Raw genomic sequence first — 22311 nt, forward strand, 5'->3', positions numbered from 1 at the left:
CATTTTACAGCTTAATGATGCTTTTACTAATGGATAAAGACAGGCTGAGGCGCAATTTCGACAGATGCCGTGCGCCTGTCGCTTTTAGACCAGACGTTTACGAGCCGCTCTCGATGTACGCCCTAGAAACCAGCCCAATACAGGACCGATGAGCATACCGATCAGCAACGCTAGCACTGCAACAACCGACACCGGCAACTGCGGGCCGGAAAAACCCAGAAACAAAAGCGAAACAGATTGCTGATTCTCCAGCACAAACGCTAGAACAACCAGAACCATCAGCAGAAGAAAAACGCCAAGCAGTATGCGTTTCAGATTACGCATTCACGCGCCCTCGAATTTGAATAGCGAAGATCAAGCGCCCTCCTCCTCTTCCTCGTTCACGCGATCACGCAATTCCTTGCCCGGCTTGAAATGCGGCACGAATTTACCGTCCAGACTTACCGACTGGCCGGTTTTCGGGTTGCGGCCGACGCGCGGTGCGCGATAGTGCAGGGAGAAGCTGCCAAATCCACGGATCTCGATACGATCACCGGTGGCGAGGCACTGAGACATTTGTTCAAGCATGGTCTTGATGGCCAGCTCCACATCCTTGGATGAGAGTAGCCCTTGATGGGTGACAATTCGTTCGATCAACTCCGACTTCGTCATATTTTTCCCTTCTTTTTCAAGCAGCTAGATCAGCGCTTGAAAGGTTTTAGCATGCCCGGAAGAATTTGAACAGCCCAGGGATTGACATATCTTTCCCGGGGTCAAAACGCCCATTTTCAGGGCACTCCAGTGGCGAGTCGGATCGCTGCTCACCTAACGACACATCACCAGCATGGTCCGGGTTACAAAGCCTGCGGGATTGAAGCCAAACGGGTATTCATCTTCATCTTTCGCATCATCAGAGCGGGTGATGACCTTGTAGCCCTTACCTTTGCACTCCTTCGCTGCACGCTTCTGGCACCTTTCCCAACCGGAACCCAACCCTGAGCAATCGACCTCGATACCACTGACGCCGCGCACCGCATGGGTTTTCGCGCTGGTGGTGCAACCTGCCAGCGCCAAGACCACCGCAACAACAAATAACTTGTTCATCCACTTCCTTATGCCAGGCAAGCCTGACGACTAATACTCAAGATCAAGCTTAGTCGCGAATAGGCGATTGATCCGATTAAAGAAACAGACCCGCAGGGGAAGCCAATGGTTTCATGCACGCACGTACAAAGACCAAATTGCAGGCACAAAAAAGGGCGACCGAAGTCGCCCTTTTTAATGATCAAGCAGAACTCAGTTCTGTTTGGCCATTGCTTGACGCAGCAGTGCCGCCATAGTGGTGTCAGCTGCTTCACCTTCCGGAGCTGCTTTCAGGCTCTGGATGGCTTCTTTCTCTTCAGCATCGTCTTTCGACTTGATCGAGAGCTGGATTACGCGGCTCTTGCGATCAACGCTGATGATCTTGGCTTCAACTTCCTGGCCTTCTTTCAGAACGTTGCGCGCGTCTTCAACGCGGTCACGGCTGATTTCGGAGGCTTTCAGGGTAGCTTCGATGTCGTCGGCCAGAACGATGATGGCGCCTTTGGCGTCAACTTCTTTCACGGTACCGGTCACGATAGCGCCCTTGTCGTTAACCGAGACGTACTCGGAGAACGGATCGCTTTCCAGTTGCTTGATGCCCAGGGAGATGCGCTCGCGCTCTGGGTCAACCGACAGGATGACGGTGTCCAGCTCGTCGCCCTTCTTGAAACGACGTACGGCTTCTTCGCCCACTTCGTTCCAGGAGATGTCGGACAGGTGAACCAGACCGTCGATGCCGCCGTCCAGACCAATGAAGATACCGAAATCGGTGATCGACTTGATGGTGCCGGAGATCTTGTCGCCCTTGTTGAACTGGCCAGAGAAGTCTTCCCATGGGTTCGACTTGCACTGCTTGATGCCCAGGGAGATCCGACGACGCTCTTCGTCGATGTCCAGAACCATGACTTCCACTTCGTCGCCGACTTGTACGACTTTCGAAGGGTGGATGTTCTTGTTGGTCCAGTCCATTTCCGAAACGTGTACCAGACCTTCAACGCCTTCTTCCAGCTCAGCGAAGCAGCCGTAGTCGGTCAGGTTGGTTACACGAGCGGTAACGCGAGTGCCTTCTGGGTAACGGGCTTTGATAGCAACCCATGGATCTTCGCCCAGTTGCTTCAGGCCCAGGGAAACACGGTTGCGTTCGCGATCGTATTTCAGAACCTTGACGTCAATCTCGTCACCAACGTTGACGATCTCGGAAGGATGCTTGATGCGCTTCCAGGCCATGTCGGTGATGTGCAGCAGGCCGTCCACGCCACCCAGATCGACGAATGCGCCGTAATCGGTGAGGTTTTTGACGATACCTTTGACTTGCTGGCCTTCCTGCAGGGATTCCAGCAGAGCTTCACGCTCGGCGGAGTTCTCGGCTTCGAGGACGCTGCGACGGGAAACGACAACGTTGTTGCGCTTCTGGTCCAGCTTGATGACCTTGAATTCCAGCTCTTTGCCTTCCAGGTGCGTGGTGTCGCGCACTGGACGGACGTCAACCAGGGAACCTGGCAGGAACGCACGGATGCCGTTAACGTCGACAGTGAAGCCGCCTTTAACCTTACCGTTGATAACGCCCTTGACCACTTCCTCGGCTGCGAAGGCTGCTTCCAGAACGATCCAGCATTCAGCGCGCTTGGCTTTTTCACGGGACAGCTTGGTTTCGCCAAAGCCGTCTTCAACCGAATCCAGAGCAACGTGAACTTCATCACCAACGTTGATGTTCAGTTCGCCAGCATCGTTGTAGAACTGCTCAAGCGGGATGAGTGCTTCAGACTTCAGACCAGCGTGAACGGTTACCCAGCGAGCCTGGTAATCGATATCAACGATAACACCGGTGATGATGGAGCCTGCCTGAAGGTTCAGGGTTTTCAGGCTTTCTTCAAAGAGTTCCGCAAAGCTTTCGCTCATTTTAATTCCTGTAGATGAGGGCGAAGTAAACGCCCATCTCCACACCCCAGACGGTGTGGGTTAGTTTCATTTAAAAGAAGCACCGCAGGACTATGACTGGTCCCCTGCGGCCTTCTTGGTCACCCGGCGATATCGCGAATGGCGATCTCGCTCATGATGCGTTCAAGCACCTGATCGATGGAAAGCTCCGTTGAATCCAGCTGAATCGCGTCGGCCGCCGGCTTAAGCGGGGCTACTGCGCGCTGGGTGTCACGCTCATCGCGTGCACGGATCTCATCTAGCAGACTCGACAGACTAACACCCTCGACTTTACCCTTCAACTGCAAATATCGACGGCGCGCCCGCTCCTCGGCACTGGCGGTGAGGAAAATCTTCAGCGGTGCACCCGGAAATACCACCGTGCCCATGTCGCGACCGTCCGCCACCAGACCCGGCGCTTCCTGGAAAGCACGCTGGCGCTGCAGCAGCGCCTCGCGTACGGCGGGCAGCGCAGCCACTTGCGAGGCCCCGGAACCGACGCTTTCGGTGCGAATGACATCGCTGACTTCGTCGCCTTCGAGAATGATCCGCTGCAGCTGACCTTCGGTCGCGGCGATGAACTGCACATCCAGATGAGCGGCCAATGTCTTCAGCAGCTCTTCATTGGTCAGGTCGACGCCATGGTTGCGCGCAGCAAACGCGAGCAAGCGATAAAGCGCACCGGAATCCAGCAGGTTCCAGCCCAGACGCTTGGCCAGAATCCCGGCGACCGTGCCTTTGCCGGAGCCGCTTGGCCCATCGATGGTGATGACCGGTGCAATGTTTTTCACGACTGAGCCTCTTGTGCCACACGAATGCCGACTTGCCCGCACAGCGCGAGGAAGTTGGGGAACGAGGTCGCGACGTTGGCGCAATCGTGGATGCGGATCGGTGCGGTAGCGCGCAACGAGGCAACGCTGAACGCCATGGCGATACGGTGGTCGCCGTGACCGTGCACTTCACCGCCGCCGATCTGGCCGCCGTCGATGATGATGCCGTCCGGGGTCGGTTCGCACTTGACGCCCAGCGCCAGCAAGCCGTCCGCCATGACCTGAATCCGGTCGGATTCCTTGACCCGCAGCTCTTCGGCGCCGGTCAGCACGGTACGCCCTTCGGCGCACGCAGCAGCAACGAACAGGACCGGGAATTCGTCGATCGCCAGCGGCACCAGCGCCTCCGGAATCTCGATACCTTTGAGTTTAGCTGCGCGCACGCGCAAGTCAGCAACTGGCTCGCCGCCGACTTCACGCTGGTTTTCCAGAGTGATATCGGCGCCCATCAGTCGCAGGATATCGATCACACCAGTACGAGTCGGGTTGATGCCGACGTGCTCGAGCACCAGCTCGGAACCCTCGGCAATCGAGGCCGCGACCAGGAAGAACGCCGACGACGAAATATCGCCCGGCACTTCGATGTGAGTCCCGGTGAGCTTGCCGCCGGACTCGACCGAAGCCGTGGCGCCGTCGACGCTGACCGGGTAGCCGAAGCCACGCAGCATGCGTTCGGTGTGATCGCGGGTCGGTGCCGGCTCGGTCACCGTGGTCTTGCCTTCAGCATAGAGACCGGCAAGCAGCAGGCAGGATTTCACCTGGGCACTGGCCATCGGCATGGTGTAGGTCAGACCCTTGAGCTTGTGGCCACCGCGAATAGTCATCGGCGGACGACCTTCAGCGGCAGTTTCGATCACGGCGCCCATTTCCCGCAGCGGATTGGCCACGCGATTCATCGGACGCTTGGACAGCGAAGCGTCGCCGGTCAAGGTGCTGTCGAAGCTCTGCGCCGCCAGCAGGCCAGAGAGCAGACGCATCGAGGTGCCAGAGTTGCCCAGATAGATCGGGCCCGGCGCAGGTTTCAGGCCGTGCAGGCCGACACCGTGGATGGTCACGCGGCCGTGGTGCGGGCCTTCGATGACCACGCCCATGTCGCGGAATGCCTGCAAGGTCGCCAGGGCGTCTTCGCCCTCAAGGAAGCCTTCGACTTCGGTGACGCCTTCGGCCAGCGAGCCGAGCATGATCGAACGGTGGGAAATCGATTTGTCACCCGGTACGCGAATCCGACCGGACAGGCGGCCACCAGGTTGAGCCAGGAAGATCAGATCGTTGGAATTCATAGCGTCCACATAGGCCCTGCGGGCCAGGATTTTACTGAAATGCTCGCGGGCAACCCGGGCGCGCGTGAAAACGCCCAACAATTGGTGCCCATCCCCTGCATCGACCGCGTCGCGCAAGGCGTCGAGGTCGCTGCGAAATGTATCGAGTGTGCGCAGGACAGCCTCGCGGTTGGCGAGGAAGATGTCGTGCCACATCACCGGGTCGCTTCCGGCGATTCTTGTGAAATCGCGAAAACCACCGGCAGCGTAACGGAAGATCTCCAGATTTTCATTGCGCTTGGCCAACGAATCGACCAGACCGAAGGCCAGCAGGTGCGGTAGATGACTGGTCGCGGCCAGCACTTCGTCGTGCCGCTCGACCTGCATGTGCTCGACATCGGCGCCCAGTTCGCGCCAGAGCCGATCGACCAGCGCCAGTGCGGCAGGATCGGTCTGCTCGAGCGGCGTCAGGATCACCTTGTGCCGGCGGAACAGCTCGGCATTCGAGGCTTCCACCCCGCTCTGCTCGGAACCGGCAATCGGGTGCCCGGGGACGAAGCGCGCCGGCATGCCGCCGAACGCTTCGGTCGCCGCGCGCACCACGTTGCCTTTGGCGCTGCCGACATCCGTAAGAATCGCCTGCCCCAAATCCATGACAGCCAGACGCGCGAGCAGCTTTTCCATGGCCAGAATCGGCACCGCCAGCTGGATCACATCGGCACCGGCGCAAGCCGCCGCCAAATCGTCTTCGCAGCGATCAACCACACCCAATTCGACCGCGAGCTTGCGCGATTGCGGGTCGAGATCAACACCAACCACCTCACGGCAAAGGCCGCTTTCACGCAAACCCTTGGCAAACGAACCACCGATCAACCCAAGACCGACCACCACAAGGCGACCGATCATAGGTGCAACAGGTTGCAGCGCAGTGACATCACCCACGAGCCAGAACCTTGCGCAGCGCCTCGAGGAAACGGCTGTTTTCGGCCGGCAGACCGATGGTCACCCGCAGGTGGTTCGGCATGCCGTAATTGGCCACCGGACGCACGATCACGCCTTCGCGCAGCAAGCCCTGGAAAATCGGCGCCGCGACCTGGCCGAGATCGACACAGATGAAGTTGCCTTTGGACTCGATCCAGCTCAGTCCCAGCTCACGGAAACCCGCCTGCAACTGCTGCATGCCGGCTTCGTTGAGCTGACGGCTTTGCGCCAGATATTCCTCGTCCTTCAGCGCCGCACACGCCGCCGCCAGGGCGAGGCTGTTGACATTGAACGGCTGGCGAACACGGTTCAGCACGTCCGCCACCACAGGCGTCGACAAGCCATAACCGACGCGCAGCGCGGCCAGGCCATAGGCCTTGGAGAAGGTGCGCGACACCAGCAGGTTCGGGTAGGCGGCGAGGAAGTCGAGACCGTCCGGCAAATCACTGCCTTCGGCGTACTCGATATAAGCCTCGTCGAGGACTACTAGCACATGCTCGGGAACGTCCTGCAGGAATTCGTCCAGCGCTTCGGCGCCGAACCAGGTGCCAGTCGGGTTGTTCGGGTTGGCGATGAACACCACGCGGGTGTTGGCATCGATGGCCGCAAGCATCGCCGGCAGGTCATGGCCCCAGTCTTTGGCTGGAACGACTTTGGCTTGTGCGCCGACTGCTTGAGTCGCGATCGGATACACCGCAAAGGCGTGCTCACTGAACACCGCATTCAGGCCCGGTGCCAGGTAGGCACGCGCAACCAGTTCAAGAATATCGTTGGAGCCATTACCCAGCGTGACCTGATTCAGCTCGACGCGGCACTGCTCGGCGAGCAGCGACTTCAGGGCGAAACCATTGCCGTCCGGGTAGCGGGTCAGCTCGGCCAGCTCTTCGCGGATCGCCGCCAATGCCTTCGGGCTGGCGCCCAATGGGTTTTCGTTGCTCGCCAGTTTGACGATTTTTGCCGGATCCAGATCCAGCTCGCGCGCCAGTTCGTCCACAGGCTTGCCCGGAACGTACGGCGAAAGTTGTTGCACGCCCGGCTGTGCCAGAGCGAGGAAGTTGCCACTCATTTGCTACCGCCCTTAGAGAACTGCTTTCGGGTAGGAACCCAGCACTTTGAGTGCTACTGCTTCCTGACTGATCTTTTCCAGCACACCTTTGATCAACGGATCACGGTGGTGGCCGACAAAGTCGATGAAGAACACGTAGGTCCATTTGCCGCTGCGCGACGGACGGGTTTCGATGCGGGTCAGGTCGATGCCATTGTCGTGGAACGGCACCAGCAGCTCATGGAGCGCGCCGGGCTTGTTGCTCATCGACACGATGATCGAGGTCTTGTCGTCGCCGGTCGGCGGCACTTCCTGATTACCGATCATCAGGAAGCGGGTCGAGTTGTCCGGGCGATCTTCGATCTTCTCGGCCAGACGCGTCAGGCCATATAGCCCTGCCGCCATGTCGCCAGCGATCGCTGCCGAATTCCACTCACCCTTGACCCGTTTGGCCGCTTCGGCGTTGCTCGACACCGCGACGCGTTCGACATTCGGGTAATGCGCGTCCAGCCACTTGCGGCACTGGGCCAGCGACTGCGCGTGGGAATAGATGCGACTGATGCTGTCGGTCTTGGTGTTTTCGCCGACCAGCAGATGATGGTGGATGCGCAATTCGACTTCGCCACAGATCACCATGTCGTGCTCGAGGAAGCTGTCCAGCGTGTGGTTAACCGCGCCTTCGGTGGAGTTTTCCACCGGCACCACGCCGAAATTCACCGCACCGGCGGCGACTTCGCGGAACACTTCGTCGATTGCCGCCATCGGCTTGCTGATCACAGCGTGGCCGAAGTGTTTCATCGCTGCCGCTTGGGTGAACGTACCTTCAGGGCCGAGATACGCCACTTTCAGCGGCTGCTCCAGCGCCAGGCACGACGACATGATTTCGCGGAACAGCCGCGCCATTTCTTCGTTGCCCAGCGGCCCCTGATTGCGCTCCATCACACGCTTGAGCACCTGAGCTTCGCGCTCGGGACGATAGAACACCGGCACTTCGCCTTCGGCCAGCGAGGCCATCTTCACGCGGGCGACTTCCTGGGCGCAACGCGCACGCTCACTGATCAGCTCGAGGACTTTGGTGTCCAGAGCGTCGATGCGAACGCGCAGTGCCTTGAGTTCTTGCTCGGACATCAGCCGTGTTCCTTCTCGAATTCCGCCATGTACGCCACCAGCGCGTTGACCGCAGTGATGTCGACGGCGTTGTAGATGGAGGCGCGCATACCGCCCACCGAACGGTGACCCTTGAGGTTGAGCAGACCGCGCTCGTCAGCACCGGCAAGGAATGGCTTGTCCAGACGATCATCAGCCAGACGGAACGGTACGTTCATCCACGAGCGATCCGACTTGTTGATCGGGTTGCTGTAGAGGCCACTGGCGTCGATGAAGTCGTACAGGGTGCGCTGCTTGACGTCGTTGAGCCTGGCGATCGCTTCGACGCCGCCCTGCTCCTTCAGCCATTGGAACACCAGACCGGACAGGTACCAGGCCAGCGTCGGCGGGGTGTTGTACATGGAACCGTTATCGGCCGCGACCTTGTAGTTGAGCATGGTCGGGCACAGCGAGCGGGCCTTGCCGAGCAAGTCTTCGCGGATGATGTTGACGACGATGCCGCTCGGGCCGATGTTCTTCTGCGCGCCGGCGTAGATCATGCCGAAACGCGAAATATCGACCGGGCGCGAGAGGATGTCCGAAGACATGTCGGCCACCAGCGGTACGTCACCGGTTTGCGGGATCCATTGAAATTCCAGACCACCGATGGTTTCGTTCGGCGCGTAGTGAACGTACGCGGCGTCTTTCGACAGATTCCACTCGTTCTGGCCTGGGATGGCGAAATAGTCGTAAGGCTTGGCAGTGGCAGCAACGTTGACGTGGCCATAGCGCGAGGCTTCTTCGATGGCTTTCTGCGACCAGATACCGGTGTCGATGTAGTCGGCCGAGCCGCCTTCAGGCAACAGGTTCAGCGGGATCTGCGCAAACTGCTGACTGGCGCCGCCCTGCAGAAACAGCACTTTGTAGTTCGACGGGATATTCAGCAGGTCACGCAGATCCTGCTCGGCCTGGGTGGCGATGGACACGAACTCATCGCTGCGATGGCTCATTTCCATGACCGACAGACCCTTGCCGTGCCAATCAAGGAGTTCACCCTGGGCGCGCTGCAGGACAGCTTCAGGCAGCGCCGCCGGACCGGCGCAGAAGTTATAGGCTCGCTTGCTCACATCCAATCTCGCTCTGATTTGGTGGTATCACGCAATAAATCACACTACCGATCAACATGGCCCTGTGGGAGCGAGCCTGCTCGCGAATGCATCACCGCGGTGCTTCAGAGGTACCGCAGCGCCTGCTTTCGCGAGCAGGCTCGCTCCCACAGGGGATCTCCATGATGTCGAAAATTCATACCGGACAAATAACAAGGGGGCGAATTCTCATCCGCCCCCTCGTTTGTCCGCTTATTCCTGCGGTTCTTCGTCTGCTGCGGCGTCGAGTTGCTGGTCGTCTGCGGCCTCGTCGATACCGACGGTGCCTGCGATTTCCTCGCCCTCTTCACCTTCGAGCTCTTCGCCTTCGATTTCCGAAGGCTCCTGAACCCGTTCCAGGCCGACCAGGGTTTCATCCTTGGCCAGCTTGATCAGCGTCACGCCCTGAGTATTACGGCCCAGGCTCGACACTTCGCCGACACGGGTACGCACCAGGGTGCCCTGATCGGAGATCAGCATGATTTCTTCGCCGTCGAGCACCTGAACTGCGCCGACCAGACGGCCGTTACGCTCGTTGCTGACCATGGCGATCACGCCTTGGCCGCCACGCTTGTACTCAGGGAACTCGGTGATCGCGGTGCGCTTGCCATAACCACGCTCGGAAGCGGTGAGGATCTGGCTGCCTTCTTCCGGGATCAGCATGGAAATCAGCTTCTGCCCTTCCGGCAGACGCATGCCGCGTACGCCGCGAGCGGTACGGCCCATGGCACGCACGTCGGACTCTTTGAAACGGGTGACCTTGCCGCCGTCGGAGAACAGCATCACTTCGCGCTCGCCATCGGTGATGGCCGCAGAGATCAGCACGTCGCCTTCGTCCAGCTCCAGCGCGATCAGACCGACGCTGCGCTGACGGCTGAAGGATTCCAGCGGGGTCTTCTTCACGGTGCCGTTGGCGGTGGCCATGAAGATGTAGTGACCTTCGGTGTATTCCTCGACCGGCAGCATGGTGGTGATGTATTCACCATCATCCAGCGGCAACAGGTTGACCAGCGGACGACCACGGGCCGCGCGGGATGCTTCCGGAATTTCGTAGGTCTTGAGCCAGTACACCTTGCCCTTGCTGGAGAACAGCAGCAGCGTGGTGTGGCTGTTGGCAACCAGCAGGTGAGCGATGTAGTCCTCGTCCTTGACGCCGGTAGCCGATTTGCCTTTGCCGCCACGACGCTGAGCCTGGTACGCAGCCAGCGGCTGGGTCTTGGCGTAGCCACCGTGGGAAATGGTCACGACGCGCTCTTCTTCCGGGATCATGTCACCCAGGGTCAGGTCGAGACGGGCATCGAGAATTTCGGTGCGACGCACGTCGCCGTATTCGGCGCGGATCACTTCCAGCTCTTCGCGGATCACTTCCATCAGGCGCACGGCACTGTTGAGGATGCGGATCAGCTCGCCGATCTGGTTGAGGATCTCTTGATACTCGGCCAGCAGCTTCTCGTGCTCCAGACCGGTCAAGCGGTGCAGACGCAGCTCGAGAATCGCCTGGGCCTGTTCTGGCGAGAGGAAGTACTTGCCTTCACGCAGACCGTATTGCGGATCGAGGTTTTCCGGACGGCACGAATCAGCACCGGCACGCTCAACCATCGCCACCACAGCCGAGGATTCCCAAGGCGTGCTGATCAGCGCTTCCTTGGCTTCCGACGGCGTTGGCGAAGCCTTGATCAGGGCGATCACCGGGTCGATGTTCGACAGGGCAACGGCCTGGCCTTCGAGAATGTGCCCACGCTCGCGCGCCTTGCGCAATTCGAACACGGTACGGCGGGTAACCACTTCGCGACGGTGACGGACGAAGGCTTCCAGCAGATCCTTGAGGTTGAGGATACGTGGGCGGCCGTCGATCAGCGCGACGATGTTGATGCCGAATACCGATTGCAGCTGGGTCTGGGCGTAGAGGTTGTTGAGGATCACCTCCGGCACTTCGCCGCGACGCAGTTCGATCACGACGCGCATACCGTCCTTGTCGGACTCGTCGCGCAGCTCGGTGATGCCTTCGAGCTTCTTCTCTTTGACCAGCTCGGCGATCTTCTCGATCAGACGCGCCTTGTTCAGTTGGTAAGGGAGCTCGGTGATGACGATCTGCTGACGGCCACCGACCTTGTCGATGTCTTCGATGATCGAGCGGGCACGCATGTAAATGCGCCCGCGACCGGTGCGGTAGGCTTCGATGATGCCGGCACGACCGTTGATGATCGCGGCCGTCGGGAAGTCCGGGCCGGGGATGTATTGCATCAGCTCATCGACGGTCAGCTCTGGGTTGTCGATGAGGGCCAGGCAACCGTCGATGACTTCACCGAGGTTGTGCGGCGGAATGTTGGTCGCCATGCCTACGGCGATACCGCTGGAACCGTTGACCAGCAGGTTCGGCACGCGGGTCGGCATGACTGCCGGGATCAGTTCGGTGCCGTCGTAGTTCGGCACCCAGTCCACGGTTTCCTTGTGCAGGTCAGCCAGCAGCTCGTGCGCCAGCTTGGTCATGCGCACTTCGGTGTATCGCATGGCCGCAGCGTTGTCGCCGTCGACCGAACCGAAGTTGCCCTGGCCGTCGACCAGCAGGTAGCGCAGGGAGAAAGGCTGGGCCATACGAACGATGGTGTCGTACACGGCAGTGTCACCGTGCGGGTGATACTTACCGATCACGTCGCCGACGACACGGGCAGATTTCTTGTACGGCTTGTTGTAGTCGTTGCCCAGCTCGCTCATCGCGAACAGTACGCGACGGTGCACGGGCTTGAGGCCATCGCGCGCATCCGGCAGTGCACGGCCGACGATCACGCTCATTGCGTAGTCGAGGTAGGACTGTTTCAGCTCGTCTTCGATATTGACCGGGAGGATTTCTTTGGCCAGTTCGCCCATGAGAAGCCTGATTCCTTTTTCTGGTGAAACTTCGTCATATCCATGTGGGAGCAACGAAGCTCGTCGGGGCCGGCCGAGTGCCATGCGCCGACTTACGACAAATCAACATTGGATCGCGGATTTGCGCAGTAAAGACAGCTCCGTGGAGCCGCCTCGGAAAACGCCGGATGTTATCACAAAGGCCGCCACGCACCTATCCCCCAGATGCGCATGGAGCATAGTTAGTTGACCGATGACAGGCTTGAGGGGGACGAGAGAGGCTCAGAGCTTGGTTGAATGTGAAATCGGGGTCTGAATTAGCGATGTTTATTGACATTACCGACCTCTTCGCGAGCAGGCTCGCTCCCACACAGGCCAGTGGCGTTCACAAAACCTGTGGGAGCGAGCCTGCTCGCGAATGGCTCAACACAACACCAAAGCCTGTCAATGCAGGCGCTTGCGACACATCAGCAGGGCCATTTTCGCGGTGTCCGGGCGTTCGACGATGCCTTTCTCTGTGACGATCGCATCGATCAGATCCGCCGGAGTGACATCAAACACCGGGTTGAACGCTTCAACATCGGCACCGACGCGTTTACCGCCAACTTCGAGCAGTTCGGCGCCATCACGCTCTTCGATCGGGATGTCATCGCCGCTGGCGAGGTTCATGTCGATGGTCGAACTCGGCGCCACCACCATGAAGCGCACGCCGTGGTGCATGGCGTTGACCGCCAGTTGATAGGTGCCGATCTTGTTCGCCACGTCGCCATTGGCGGTGATGCGGTCAGCGCCGACGATCACCCAGGTCACGCCTTTGGTTTTCATGATGTGCGCGGCGGCGGAGTCGGCATTCAGGGTCACCGGGATGCCTTCGTTGGCCAGTTCCCACGCGGTCAGCCGCGAGCCCTGCAGCCACGGCCGGGTCTCGTCGGCATAGACGCGTTCGACCATGCCTTCTATATAAGCCGCGCGGATCACTCCCAGCGCAGTTCCGAACCCACCGGTGGCCAGCGCGCCGGTGTTGCAGTGGGTCAGGATGGCTTGAGCGTTGCCCTGATGCTTGCGAATCAGATCGACGCCAAGCTGCGCCATGGTCAGGTTGGCCTCGCGGTCGCTTTCATGAATGGCGATAGCTTCGGCTTCCAGCGCCGCCAGCGGATCGGCGTTGCTTTTCAGCCGATCCAGGCGATCGTGCATGCGACCCAGCGCCCAGAACAGATTGACCGCGGTCGGACGCGAATCGGCCAGCAGAGCGAAATCCTCTTCCAGCGCCGCGTACCAGTCGCCGCCCTCGGCAATCCGCGCCCGCGCCGCGAGGACGATGCCATAGGCCGCACTGATGCCAATAGCCGGCGCGCCACGCACGACCATCGAGCGAATCGCCTCGGCCACGCCGGCGGCGCTGGTGTAGGCGATCCAGGTTTCCTCGAACGGCAAAATACGCTGATCCAGCAGGTGCAGCGCGCCATCACGCCAATCGATGGCCTTCACTTTCTCCGCAGCCAACAGTCGATCGCGCATCCCACACCCCGCACTCATGAACAAAAGCCGCCGATTATAGCGATCCCCCCGCGAAGACGCTCGGGTATACTTCGCCATCCTTTACAAAAGCACTGGAACCGACCCTCGATGCCGAAACCTGCCATTGCGCTCGACCTGTTATTGCTGCCGACCTGGCTGGTCCCCGTCGAACCTGCAGGCGTGGTGCTCAAGGAGCACGGCCTGGGCATCCGTGACGGTTGCATCGTGTTTATCGGCCCGCGCGCCGAAGCGTTGAAGTGTAACGCGACAGAAATCCGTGAACTGCCGGATGTTCTGTTGGCGCCGGGACTGATCAATGCCCACGGCCACGCGGCGATGACACTGTTCCGTGGCCTGGCTGACGATCTGCCGCTGATGACCTGGCTGGAAAACCACATCTGGCCGGCCGAAGGCAAATGGGTCGATGAGGATTTCGTCCGCGACGGCACCGATCTGGCCATCGCCGAGCAGATCAAGGGCGGCATCACCTGCTTCTCTGACATGTATTTCTTCCCGAAAGTCGCCAGCGAGCGCGTACACAACAGCGGTATCCGCGCGCAGATCGCCATTCCGATCCTCGATTTCCCGATCCCTGGCGCCAGCAGTGCCGACGAAGCCATTCGTCAGGGCGTCGAATTGTTCGGGGATCTCAAGCATCACGAACGCATCAAGATTACTTTCGGCCCTCACGCACCCTACACCGTCGGTGATGAGAACCTGGAGAAAATCAGGGTGATCGCCGAGGAGCTTGACGCCTCGATCCACATGCATGTGCATGAAACCGCGTTCGAAGTGCAGCAGGCGGTCGAGCAGACCGGCGAACGCCCGCTGGCCCGCCTCGGTCGCCTGGGCCTGCTCGGCCCGCGTTTCCAGGCCGTGCACATGACCCAGATCAGCGATGACGACCTCGCGCTGCTGGTAGAAAGCAACAGCAGCGTGATCCACTGTCCGGAATCCAATCTGAAACTGGCCAGCGGCTTCTGCCCGGTCGAACGTTTGTGGCAGGCTGGGGTGAACGTCGCCGTCGGCACCGATGGCGCGGCGAGCAACAATGATCTGGATCTGCTCGGCGAAACCCGCACCGCCGCCCTGCTGGCCAAAGCCGTGGCCGGTTCTGCCACGGCGCTGGACGCCCATCGCGCCTTGCGCATGGCCACTCTCAATGGCGCCCGTGCGCTGGGGATCGAGGCGCAGGTCGGCTCGCTGGAGATCGGCAAAGCCGCAGACATCGTCGCTTTCGACCTGTCCGGCCTGGCGCAGCAACCGGTGTATGACCCGGTGTCGCAGCTGATCTATGCGACCGGGCGTGATTGCGTGAAACACCTGTGGGTCGCCGGCAAGCAACTGCTCGACGACCGGCGTCTGACCCGCATGGACGAACAACAGCTGGGCGAGACCGCCCGCCACTGGGGCCAGCGCATCAGCGGCCACACCGAATCGTAAACACCGCGGCGCAATATCCGCGGCTACAGCCTTTTTCAAGTTTTAGAGGATTTAACATGAGCAACGTCGACCACGCCGAAATCGCCAAATTCGAGGCCCTTGCCCATCGCTGGTGGGACCGTGAAAGCGAATTCAAGCCGCTGCACGACATCAACCCGCTGCGGGTCAACTGGATCGACGAACGAGTCAATCTGGCCGGCAAGAAAGTCCTCGACGTCGGTTGCGGCGGCGGCATCCTCAGCGAAGCCATGGCTCAGCGCGGCGCCACCGTGATGGGCATCGACATGGGCGAAGCGCCGCTGGCGGTCGCACAACTGCATCAGCTGGAATCCGGGGTCAGCGTCGAATACCGGCAGATCACCGCCGAAGCCCTCGCCGACGAAATGCCCGAGCAGTTCGACGTGGTCACCTGCCTGGAAATGCTCGAGCACGTGCCGGATCCATCGTCGGTAATCCGCGCCTGTTTCCGCATGGTCAAGCCGGGCGGCCAGGTGTTCTTCTCGACCATCAACCGCAACCCGAAGGCGTATCTGTTCGCGATCATCGGCGCCGAATACATCATGAAGCTGCTGCCGCGCGGCACCCACGACTTCAAGAAATTCATCCGCCCGTCCGAGCTCGGCGCGTGGAGCCGCATGGCTGGCCTGACCGTCAAGGACATCATCGGCCTGACCTACAACCCGCTGACCAAGCACTACAAGCTGGCCAACGACGTTGACGTCAACTACATGATCCAGACCCTGCGCGAGGAATAAGCCGATGGCCATCAGAGCGGTACTTTTCGACATGGACGGCACCCTGCTCGACACCGCGCCGGACTTCATCGCCATCTGCCAGGCGATGCGCGCCGATCGCGGTCTGCCGCCGATCAACGACAAGCACATCCGCGACGAAATTTCCGGCGGCGCCAAGGCCATGGTCGCGGTGACGTTCTCGATGGATCCGGAATCGCCGGGCTTTGAGGAGCTGCGTCTGGAGTTTCTCGAGCGCTATCTGGTTGGCTGCGCAGTGCACAGCAAGCTGTTCGACGGCATGGGCGAACTGCTCGCTGACATCGAAAAGGCCAACCTGATCTGGGGCGTGGTCACCAACAAACCGTTGCGTTTCGCCGAGCCGATCATGCAGCGTCTGGGGCTGGCCGAGCGTTCAGCGCTGCTGATCTGCCCGGATCATGTGAAGAACAGCAAGCCGGATCCGGAGCCGCTGATCCTCGCCTGCAAGATGCTTGATCTGGATCCGTCGACCGTGCTGTTCATCGGCGATGATCTGCGCGATATCGAATCGGGCCGCGATGCCGGGACCAAGACCGCTGCGGTGACTTACGGCTATATCCACCCGGACGACAACCCACGGCACTGGGGCGCGGACGTTGTGGTAGATCACCCGCTGGAGTTGCGCAAGGTGCTCGACAGCGCGCTGTGCAGCTGCTGACCTGACTGTTGCAAATTCCCTGTGTGGCGAGGGGATTTATCCCCGCTGGGGTGCGAAGCGGCCCCCGCTTTTATCCAGGCGATGTGACACACAGGTTTTGCGACGGCTTCGCCGCCGAACGGGGATAAATCCCCTCGCCACTGGGTGAAGCAGGTCTTCATGAAATGGACTATGAGGTTTTTATGTTTGATTACACCGCTCGCCCTGAATTGCTCAAGGATCGGGTCATTCTGGTCACCGGTGCCGGCCGTGGCATTGGTGCGGCTGCGGCGAAAACCTATGCCGCCCACGGTGCCACCGTGCTGCTGCTGGGCAAGACCGAAGCCAATCTGACCGAGGTCTACGACGAAATCGAGGCCGCCGGTCATCCGCAACCAGCGGTGATCCCGTTCAACCTCGAGACCGCCCTGCCCCATCAGTACGATGAGCTGGCGGCGATGATCGAAACCGAGTTCGGCCATCTTGACGGCCTGCTGCACAACGCTTCGATCATCGGCCCGCGCACGCCGATCGAGCAACTGTCCGGCGAAAACTTCATGCGTGTCATGCAGGTCAACGTCAACGCGATGTTCATGCTGACCAGCACCCTGCTGCCGTTGCTCAAGCTGTCCCAGGATGCTTCGGTGGTATTCACCTCCAGCAGCGTCGGGCGCAAGGGTCGCGCGTACTGGGGCGCTTACGGTGTGTCGAAATTTGCCACCGAGGGCCTGATGCAAACCCTGGCCGATGAAGTGGAAGGCGTTGCGCCGGTACGCTCCAACAGCATCAACCCGGGCGGCACGCGCACCAGCATGCGCGCGCAGGCGTATCCGGGGGAAAATCCGCTGAACAACCCGACACCGGAAGAGATCATGCCGGTCTATCTGTACCTGATGGGCCCCGACAGCGCAGGCGTTAATGGCCAGGCGTTCAACGCCCAATAACGCCATACGTCGCATTTGTTGCCGCGGCAGAATGCTGTCGCGGCAAACCATTGCCGCTCATAACCGTCACAAAGCCGCCAATAACCCAGCGTGGCTGCTTGGCATTCGCCAGCAAGTCATTGATTCGAAAAGCTTTAAATAAAATCGAACCGAATGGCACGCCTTTCGCTCTAAATTCCCTCAAAACATGCCGTGTGATGGCCATGGGGCAAACGCCGATTTCGATAGCTGACTGATCGTCTTGCGGCAGACTAAACTTACGCCAAACGTCCTACGGGACTGATGGATCAGTACGACGCGCAGCCCATAGCCGCTCTCACCCAGCCTGTAAGACAGACTTACTGCTTAGGGGCTCACGCCATATGAAATCTCCTTCCCAGACCCATGCAATTGACTTTGACAGTGCCAAATTGCAGCGCCTGGGCTTCGGTCAACTACCGGCGCTGATCGAGCGCCCGACCAGCCTGGCGCAACTGCGTCAGCAAATGAGCCTGCAACTGCAAACCAGCCTTGAGCCACAGCGCATCCTTGGCCTGTTCTTTCGCGAAATTCAACGCCTGGTGCCGCTGGACGCGCTCAGCTATGTGCATCAGGCCAGTGACTTGCGCCTGGAGTTCGGCACACGCGGCCACCACTCGGTCAGCTACATCCTGAGCCACGAAGGCGAGCACATGGGCGAGCTGGTCTTTCGCCGCAATCAGCGTTTCAACGACAAGGAACAGGGCGACCTCGAGTCGCTACTGTCCTGCCTGCTGTACCCGATGCGCAACGCCCTGCTCTATCGCGCCGCGACCCAGAGTGCCTTGCGCGACCCGTTGACCGGTGCTGGCAACCGGGTAGCCATGGAGCAGACCTTGCAGCGCGAGATCGACATGTCGCGCCGTCATGCGCAACCGCTGTCGGTGCTGATGCTCGACATCGACCACTTCAAACGGGTCAATGATGACCACGGGCATGGCGCCGGTGATGACGTGCTCAGAGCCATTGCCGCGTCGATCAAGGCGCAACTGCGCAACGTCGACATGGTGTTCCGTTATGGCGGCGAAGAGTTTCTGATCCTGCTGTCCAACACCGGTCGCGAAGCGGCGGCGATGGTTGGCGAGCGTTTGCGCCAGGCGACGCAGTCAGAGGAATATTTTGCCGATGGCCAGTTGATCGAGATCACCGTGAGCCTGGGATGCTCGACGTTGTTGCCGGGCGAGTCGGCAGACAGCTTGCTGCGCCGGGCCGACAGTGCGTTATATGTCGCAAAGCGCGAGGGGCGGAACCGGCTGGCGATGGCCGGCTAAAAATCATTGTGGGAGCGAGCCTGCTCGCGAAGAGGGAGTGTCAGACAACGATTCGTTGCATGACCCACCGCTTTCGCGAGCAGGCTCGCTCCCACAGTTCGATCAGCTTTCGGCTACGGTCCTGCGCTCGCGGTTGACCAGCAAGCGTTCCGAAGTCTCCAGCTGCATGCACCGCTCCAGAAACAGGTACATGTAGTCATAACTCTTGCAGATCGCCTGCCGCAGCTCGGCCTGCAACGCCTTGCTCGGGTTCATGCCGGCCAGGGTGCAGATGATTTCCAGCGCTTCCCACGGATGGGCATCGTCGTACTGGGCATGCATCTTCAACCACTTCATCGCGCGCTTGCGATCTTCTTCCGGAAACGCCGCGGCGTAGACCCCGGTCGAGCAGACCACCGCTGACCACTCCCCGGTCGCCCCTTCGATCGCATAGTTGGTCGCGGCAATCGCCACGATCAGCGAATCCGCCGAGCTGGTGTGCCAGCACCAGTGACTCAGAGCATGCAGCTCCGGCGGCACCTGCTGGGCCTGGAGATCTTCGAGACTGACGCCATGGGCGCGACTCCAGTGCATCCAGTAGTCGGCGTGATTGAGTTCGACGCGGATGTTGCGCATCAGCCAGCGCCGCGCCATGTCTTCGCCGGGATGGCGGGCAAAGCGGGTCTTGGTGAGGTTCTGCGCCATGTACAAGGCAAACTGCTCGACCACCGGCCAGCCGCCGATCAGGTACTGGCGCATGGTTTTCGCGCTGAGTCTGTTGTCACGCATGCGCTGATAAAGTTCATGTTCGACAACCCGGCGCTTGCTCTCGCTGCAATCCTTGATGAGCTGTTGCGCCCAGGCAGGATAACTTGCAGCTTCCATGAGGGGTCCGGTTCGGTTGAATGTGTCGATCACTGTTCGGCTCCTTTTGAGTTGTGATGGCAAGGATCGGCGAGAGACTTCAACGGAACGTGCCAGGCGCTTTGAACAACAACGGCTGCGGTCTGGCAGGACGACTTTGCAAACTGTCACAGGTAAACAACTGCGGACGCTCGATGACATACCCCTGAGCGTAATCCACACCTATTTCAAGCAATGCCTGTTCGATCTGGTTAGTTTCAACAAACTCGGCAATTGTCTGCTTACCCATAACATGACCGATGTGATTGATCACTTCGACCATTGCCCGATTAATCGGGTCGTCCAGCATATCCTTTACGAAACTCCCGTCGATCTTCAGGAAGTCTACAGGCAAATGTTTCAAGTAAGCGAATGAAGACATTCCGGCACAAAAGTCATCCAGAGAAAAGTGACAACCTAAGCCTTTGAGTTCATTGATAAAACGAATTGCACTACCAAGATTTGCAATTGCACTGGTTTCGGTAATTTCAAAACAAATCATTTCAGGCGGTATAGCGTAGTTAACAAACTGTTCCCGCAGGAAGTGCAAAAACGCGTCATCTCCTATAGTAATGCCTGACAGATTAATCGCACACATTGCCAAAGGAAGTTCATGTTCCTGTTCAATACACTGGGCAATAACCTTGAAAACGTTTTGAACTACCCAGCGATCTAACTGGGTCATCAAACCATATCGCTCCGCCGCCGGAATAAAGCTGTCAGGCAAAATCATTCGTCCGGATTCATCATGCAGGCGCAGGAGAATTTCGATGTGTCCGGCCTGGCCGGGTTGCGGCTTGAGCGGCGCGATCTGCTGGGCATAAAGGCAGAAGCGGTTTTCTTCGAGCGCCATATGCAGCCGTTGCACCCAAGCCATTTCACCGAAGCGCATGGACAGTTCGGAGTCGTCCGCATGATAGACCTGCACGCGGTTGCGGCCCTTTTCCTTGGCCATGTAGCAAGCCATGTCCGCCGCACGCAGGGAGGCTTCCAGGGTGGTCGGATTCTGTGCGACATGTACCAGGCCAATACTGACGGTGGTCAGGAACGGCCGTCCTTTCCAGACAAAATGCAGATTCTGCACGGTCTGACGCAGGCTTTCGGCAATCTTCTCCGCGATGTCCGGCGGGCAGTTCTCGAGCAAAATCCCGAATTCGTCGCCGCCCAGTCGCGCCAGGGTGTCGCCCTCGCGCAGGTCTGATTGCAGCAGCGTGCAGATATGCCGCAGCAACTCATCGCCCGCCGCATGACCACAGGTGTCGTTGACCAGTTTGAACTGGTCCAGATCGAGGAACATCAGGGCATGCCGGCCGGGCTGGCGCGTCAGGTTGTGCAAGGCCTGTTCGAGGCGATATTCGAATTCGCGGCGGTTCGCCAGACCGGTCAGCGCATCGTGAGTCGCCTGCCAGGAGAGATTGGCGATGTATTGCCGCTCCTGAGTCATGTCGTGCAGCACCAGCACCGTGCCGCTGACATTCCCGGCATTGCGGATCGGCGCGCCGACCAGGGTCACCGACAGGGTGCTGCCGTCCAGCCGCTGGATCAGCTTGGAATGTTCGCTGCCGCCGCTGAGCTGGCCACTGAGAATGTGCTCGATCAACGTCAGCCCTTCGGTCTGGGCGTTATCGTCGAGCAGGTTGAACAGCGCCGACAACGGCAGCCCCGCCGCCTGCTCGGCCTTCCAGTGCGTCATGGCCTCGGCGGCGGGGTTCATGTAATCGATCGCGCCGTTGACGTCGGTGGTGATCACGCCATCGCCAATCGATTGCAAGGTGATGTGCGCGCGATCCTTCTCCAGTTGCAGCGCCTGGGCAAATTCATGCCGTTGCCTGAGCAGTTTGTGCGTGCGCCACAGCGCCAGCGCGATCAGACCCAGCGCGGTGGCCAGGTTGGTGAACAACAGCAGGCGCATGATCACCCGCGAGCCTTCGCCCAAGGCATCGCTGAAGGCCCTGGCCGCTGGGGTGACTGCATCGTTGATGGCGAAGATCTGTAACTTCCAGCGCTGCACATCGCCCGGGCTGGCCTGGTTCTGCGCAATGCCTTGGTGCATCTCCTGCGCGACTTCGTGCAATCGGTCGAGATAGGCATCGCCAATCGTCCAGCGATCGATCGCGGTTTCCAGATAACTGTAGTGGCGGAAATTGAGGTACAGCCAGATGACGCTGGAGACATCTTCTGGATGATTACCGCCCTTGAGAATGCCTTCGCGCGCCGCTTGCAGATCCGGCGGCTGACGATCCAGTGCCAGGCGCAATTGGTGCCCGCCCTGGGGCACGGCAATCGCCGTCAGGTATTTGCGGTAGATCGCCTCGTCGCGGCTGTCGGCGTAGAGGTTGAGGTAGTAGATGGCGTCTTTCTGGCCCTTGGACCACAGGCTTTCGCCAGCTACGTAGCCACGCACGGCCGAAAGCACGTAAAGGCTCACGCCCCCCAGTAATGCCTGGAACACCACGACAGCAATAAAGGGCCAGACGATACCCAACAACCGTGGTGTTCCCAGAGTCTGCTTTTGCTTCATGAGAGTCCTTGCATGAGCACTGCCCGCTCGCCTTCCGGGCGAATTCGCTATGACGAGACTAGGTGGGGTTCTCGTTCAAGGCAAGGCGCGGCGTTATACCGCGCGCAGAACCTCTGACAGGTCGGCAAG

Annotated in this window: 19 protein-coding genes; 5 read left to right on the plus strand and 14 right to left on the minus strand. The window is 59.8% G+C overall.

Annotated elements, in window-relative coordinates; genetic code table 11:
- Nucleotides 1–84: 84 nt before the first annotated feature.
- The 11 genes from AB4N41_RS00845 to mtnA all read right to left on the minus strand — a co-directional run bounded on the left by AB4N41_RS00845 (nucleotide 85) and on the right by mtnA (nucleotide 13693).
- Nucleotides 85–324: a LapA family protein gene (locus tag AB4N41_RS00845; protein WP_095182239.1), complete on the minus strand. Its 240-nt coding sequence runs from the start codon at nucleotides 322–324 to the stop codon at nucleotides 85–87.
- Between the two features lie 30 nt (nucleotides 325–354).
- The gene (ihfB, locus tag AB4N41_RS00850; protein WP_007950920.1) at nucleotides 355–651 is read right to left on the minus strand and encodes an integration host factor subunit beta; all 297 of its coding nucleotides are present in this window, start codon (nucleotides 649–651) and stop codon (nucleotides 355–357) included.
- 153 nt (nucleotides 652–804) lie between these two features.
- Nucleotides 805–1083 (minus strand): hypothetical protein, encoded by a 279-nt coding sequence (locus AB4N41_RS00855; RefSeq protein WP_236168429.1) that lies wholly within the window; start codon nucleotides 1081–1083, stop codon nucleotides 805–807.
- Nucleotides 1084–1275: 192 nt separating this feature from the next.
- Nucleotides 1276–2961 (minus strand): 30S ribosomal protein S1, encoded by a 1686-nt coding sequence (gene rpsA / locus AB4N41_RS00860; RefSeq protein ID WP_016770920.1) that lies wholly within the window; start codon nucleotides 2959–2961, stop codon nucleotides 1276–1278.
- Between the two features lie 119 nt (nucleotides 2962–3080).
- Complete coding sequence (gene cmk / locus AB4N41_RS00865; protein WP_252876711.1) at nucleotides 3081–3770, minus strand: (d)CMP kinase; 690 nt, start codon at nucleotides 3768–3770, stop codon at nucleotides 3081–3083.
- Entirely contained in the window at nucleotides 3767–5974 is a 2208-nt protein-coding gene (locus tag AB4N41_RS00870; protein WP_252876712.1) for a bifunctional prephenate dehydrogenase/3-phosphoshikimate 1-carboxyvinyltransferase, read from the minus strand. The genes cmk and AB4N41_RS00870 overlap by 4 nt, the downstream gene beginning before the upstream one ends.
- A 28-nt stretch (nucleotides 5975–6002) precedes the next feature.
- Entirely contained in the window at nucleotides 6003–7115 is a 1113-nt protein-coding gene (hisC, locus tag AB4N41_RS00875) for a histidinol-phosphate transaminase (RefSeq protein WP_056788348.1), read from the minus strand.
- Nucleotides 7116–7127: 12 nt separating this feature from the next.
- A complete protein-coding gene (gene pheA, locus AB4N41_RS00880) occupies nucleotides 7128–8222 on the minus strand; it encodes a prephenate dehydratase (RefSeq protein WP_016770924.1) in 1095 nt (364 codons plus the stop codon).
- Entirely contained in the window at nucleotides 8222–9307 is a 1086-nt protein-coding gene (serC, locus tag AB4N41_RS00885) for a 3-phosphoserine/phosphohydroxythreonine transaminase (RefSeq protein ID WP_039760041.1), read from the minus strand. Before serC ends, pheA begins: the two co-directional genes overlap by 1 nt.
- Before the next feature lie 231 nt (nucleotides 9308–9538).
- On the minus strand, nucleotides 9539–12193 hold the full coding sequence (gene gyrA / locus AB4N41_RS00890; protein ID WP_095182243.1) for a DNA gyrase subunit A: 2655 nt from the start codon (nucleotides 12191–12193) through the stop codon (nucleotides 9539–9541).
- 423 nt (nucleotides 12194–12616) lie between these two features.
- On the minus strand, nucleotides 12617–13693 hold the full coding sequence (gene mtnA / locus AB4N41_RS00895; RefSeq protein WP_056788343.1) for an S-methyl-5-thioribose-1-phosphate isomerase: 1077 nt from the start codon (nucleotides 13691–13693) through the stop codon (nucleotides 12617–12619).
- A gap of 108 nt (nucleotides 13694–13801) precedes the next feature.
- On the opposite strand from mtnA, the gene AB4N41_RS00900 reads away from it, so the two are divergent.
- The 4 genes from AB4N41_RS00900 to AB4N41_RS00915 all read left to right on the plus strand — a co-directional run bounded on the left by AB4N41_RS00900 (nucleotide 13802) and on the right by AB4N41_RS00915 (nucleotide 17490).
- Entirely contained in the window at nucleotides 13802–15136 is a 1335-nt protein-coding gene (locus tag AB4N41_RS00900; protein WP_041478271.1) for a TRZ/ATZ family hydrolase, read from the plus strand.
- A gap of 56 nt (nucleotides 15137–15192) precedes the next feature.
- Entirely contained in the window at nucleotides 15193–15891 is a 699-nt protein-coding gene (gene ubiG, locus AB4N41_RS00905; RefSeq protein ID WP_024013875.1) for a bifunctional 2-polyprenyl-6-hydroxyphenol methylase/3-demethylubiquinol 3-O-methyltransferase UbiG, read from the plus strand.
- A 4-nt stretch (nucleotides 15892–15895) separates the two neighbouring features.
- Nucleotides 15896–16567 carry an N-acetylmuramic acid 6-phosphate phosphatase MupP gene (gene mupP, locus AB4N41_RS00910; RefSeq protein WP_041478269.1) on the plus strand — a complete coding sequence of 224 codons (672 nt, stop codon included), beginning with the start codon at nucleotides 15896–15898 and terminating at the stop codon, nucleotides 16565–16567.
- A 182-nt stretch (nucleotides 16568–16749) separates the two neighbouring features.
- Nucleotides 16750–17490 carry a YciK family oxidoreductase gene (locus AB4N41_RS00915; RefSeq protein ID WP_024013876.1) on the plus strand — a complete coding sequence of 247 codons (741 nt, stop codon included), beginning with the start codon at nucleotides 16750–16752 and terminating at the stop codon, nucleotides 17488–17490.
- Here the strand turns inward: AB4N41_RS00915 and AB4N41_RS00920 are convergent.
- Nucleotides 17477–17695, minus strand: a complete 219-nt coding sequence (locus AB4N41_RS00920) for a hypothetical protein (RefSeq protein WP_252876713.1) — start codon at nucleotides 17693–17695, stop codon at nucleotides 17477–17479. The two genes, AB4N41_RS00915 and AB4N41_RS00920, sit on opposite strands and share 14 nt — an antisense overlap.
- A gap of 157 nt (nucleotides 17696–17852) precedes the next feature.
- Between AB4N41_RS00920 and AB4N41_RS00925 the strand changes: the two genes are divergently transcribed.
- The gene (locus AB4N41_RS00925; RefSeq protein ID WP_151552915.1) at nucleotides 17853–18779 is read left to right on the plus strand and encodes a GGDEF domain-containing protein; all 927 of its coding nucleotides are present in this window, start codon (nucleotides 17853–17855) and stop codon (nucleotides 18777–18779) included.
- Between the two features lie 102 nt (nucleotides 18780–18881).
- Here AB4N41_RS00925 and AB4N41_RS00930 read toward each other — a convergent pair whose 3' ends face one another.
- Nucleotides 18882–19643 carry a TenA family transcriptional regulator gene (locus AB4N41_RS00930; RefSeq protein WP_406226932.1) on the minus strand — a complete coding sequence of 254 codons (762 nt, stop codon included), beginning with the start codon at nucleotides 19641–19643 and terminating at the stop codon, nucleotides 18882–18884.
- A 79-nt stretch (nucleotides 19644–19722) separates the two neighbouring features.
- Complete coding sequence (locus tag AB4N41_RS00935; RefSeq protein ID WP_252876715.1) at nucleotides 19723–22182, minus strand: EAL domain-containing protein; 2460 nt, start codon at nucleotides 22180–22182, stop codon at nucleotides 19723–19725.
- Nucleotides 22183–22311: the final 129 nt, after the last annotated feature.

The sequence above is a fragment of the Pseudomonas sp. S2_A10 genome (genome assembly GCF_054668465.1).

Bases quoted from the DNA above. Each gene is read 5' to 3' on its own strand.
- AB4N41_RS00920 (WP_252876713.1), bottom strand. From the start codon at position 17,695: ATGGCCATCACACGGCATGTTTTGAGGGAATTTAGAGCGAAAGGCGTG.
- ihfB (WP_007950920.1), bottom strand. From the start codon at position 651: ATGACGAAGTCGGAGTTGATCGAACGAATTGTCACCCATCAAGGGCTA.
- rpsA (WP_016770920.1), bottom strand. From the start codon at position 2,961: ATGAGCGAAAGCTTTGCGGAACTCTTTGAAGAAAGCCTGAAAACCCTG.
- mtnA (WP_056788343.1), bottom strand. From the start codon at position 13,693: ATGCGCGATCGACTGTTGGCTGCGGAGAAAGTGAAGGCCATCGATTGG.
- AB4N41_RS00925 (WP_151552915.1), top strand. From the start codon at position 17,853: ATGAAATCTCCTTCCCAGACCCATGCAATTGACTTTGACAGTGCCAAA.
- AB4N41_RS00915 (WP_024013876.1), top strand. From the start codon at position 16,750: ATGTTTGATTACACCGCTCGCCCTGAATTGCTCAAGGATCGGGTCATT.
- pheA (WP_016770924.1), bottom strand. From the start codon at position 8,222: ATGTCCGAGCAAGAACTCAAGGCACTGCGCGTTCGCATCGACGCTCTG.
- AB4N41_RS00845 (WP_095182239.1), bottom strand. From the start codon at position 324: ATGCGTAATCTGAAACGCATACTGCTTGGCGTTTTTCTTCTGCTGATG.
- AB4N41_RS00935 (WP_252876715.1), bottom strand. From the start codon at position 22,182: ATGAAGCAAAAGCAGACTCTGGGAACACCACGGTTGTTGGGTATCGTC.
- AB4N41_RS00870 (WP_252876712.1), bottom strand. From the start codon at position 5,974: ATGATCGGTCGCCTTGTGGTGGTCGGTCTTGGGTTGATCGGTGGTTCG.
- ubiG (WP_024013875.1), top strand. From the start codon at position 15,193: ATGAGCAACGTCGACCACGCCGAAATCGCCAAATTCGAGGCCCTTGCC.
- hisC (WP_056788348.1), bottom strand. From the start codon at position 7,115: ATGAGTGGCAACTTCCTCGCTCTGGCACAGCCGGGCGTGCAACAACTT.
- gyrA (WP_095182243.1), bottom strand. From the start codon at position 12,193: ATGGGCGAACTGGCCAAAGAAATCCTCCCGGTCAATATCGAAGACGAG.
- AB4N41_RS00900 (WP_041478271.1), top strand. From the start codon at position 13,802: ATGCCGAAACCTGCCATTGCGCTCGACCTGTTATTGCTGCCGACCTGG.
- AB4N41_RS00930 (WP_406226932.1), bottom strand. From the start codon at position 19,643: ATGGAAGCTGCAAGTTATCCTGCCTGGGCGCAACAGCTCATCAAGGAT.
- mupP (WP_041478269.1), top strand. From the start codon at position 15,896: ATGGCCATCAGAGCGGTACTTTTCGACATGGACGGCACCCTGCTCGAC.
- AB4N41_RS00855 (WP_236168429.1), bottom strand. From the start codon at position 1,083: ATGAACAAGTTATTTGTTGTTGCGGTGGTCTTGGCGCTGGCAGGTTGC.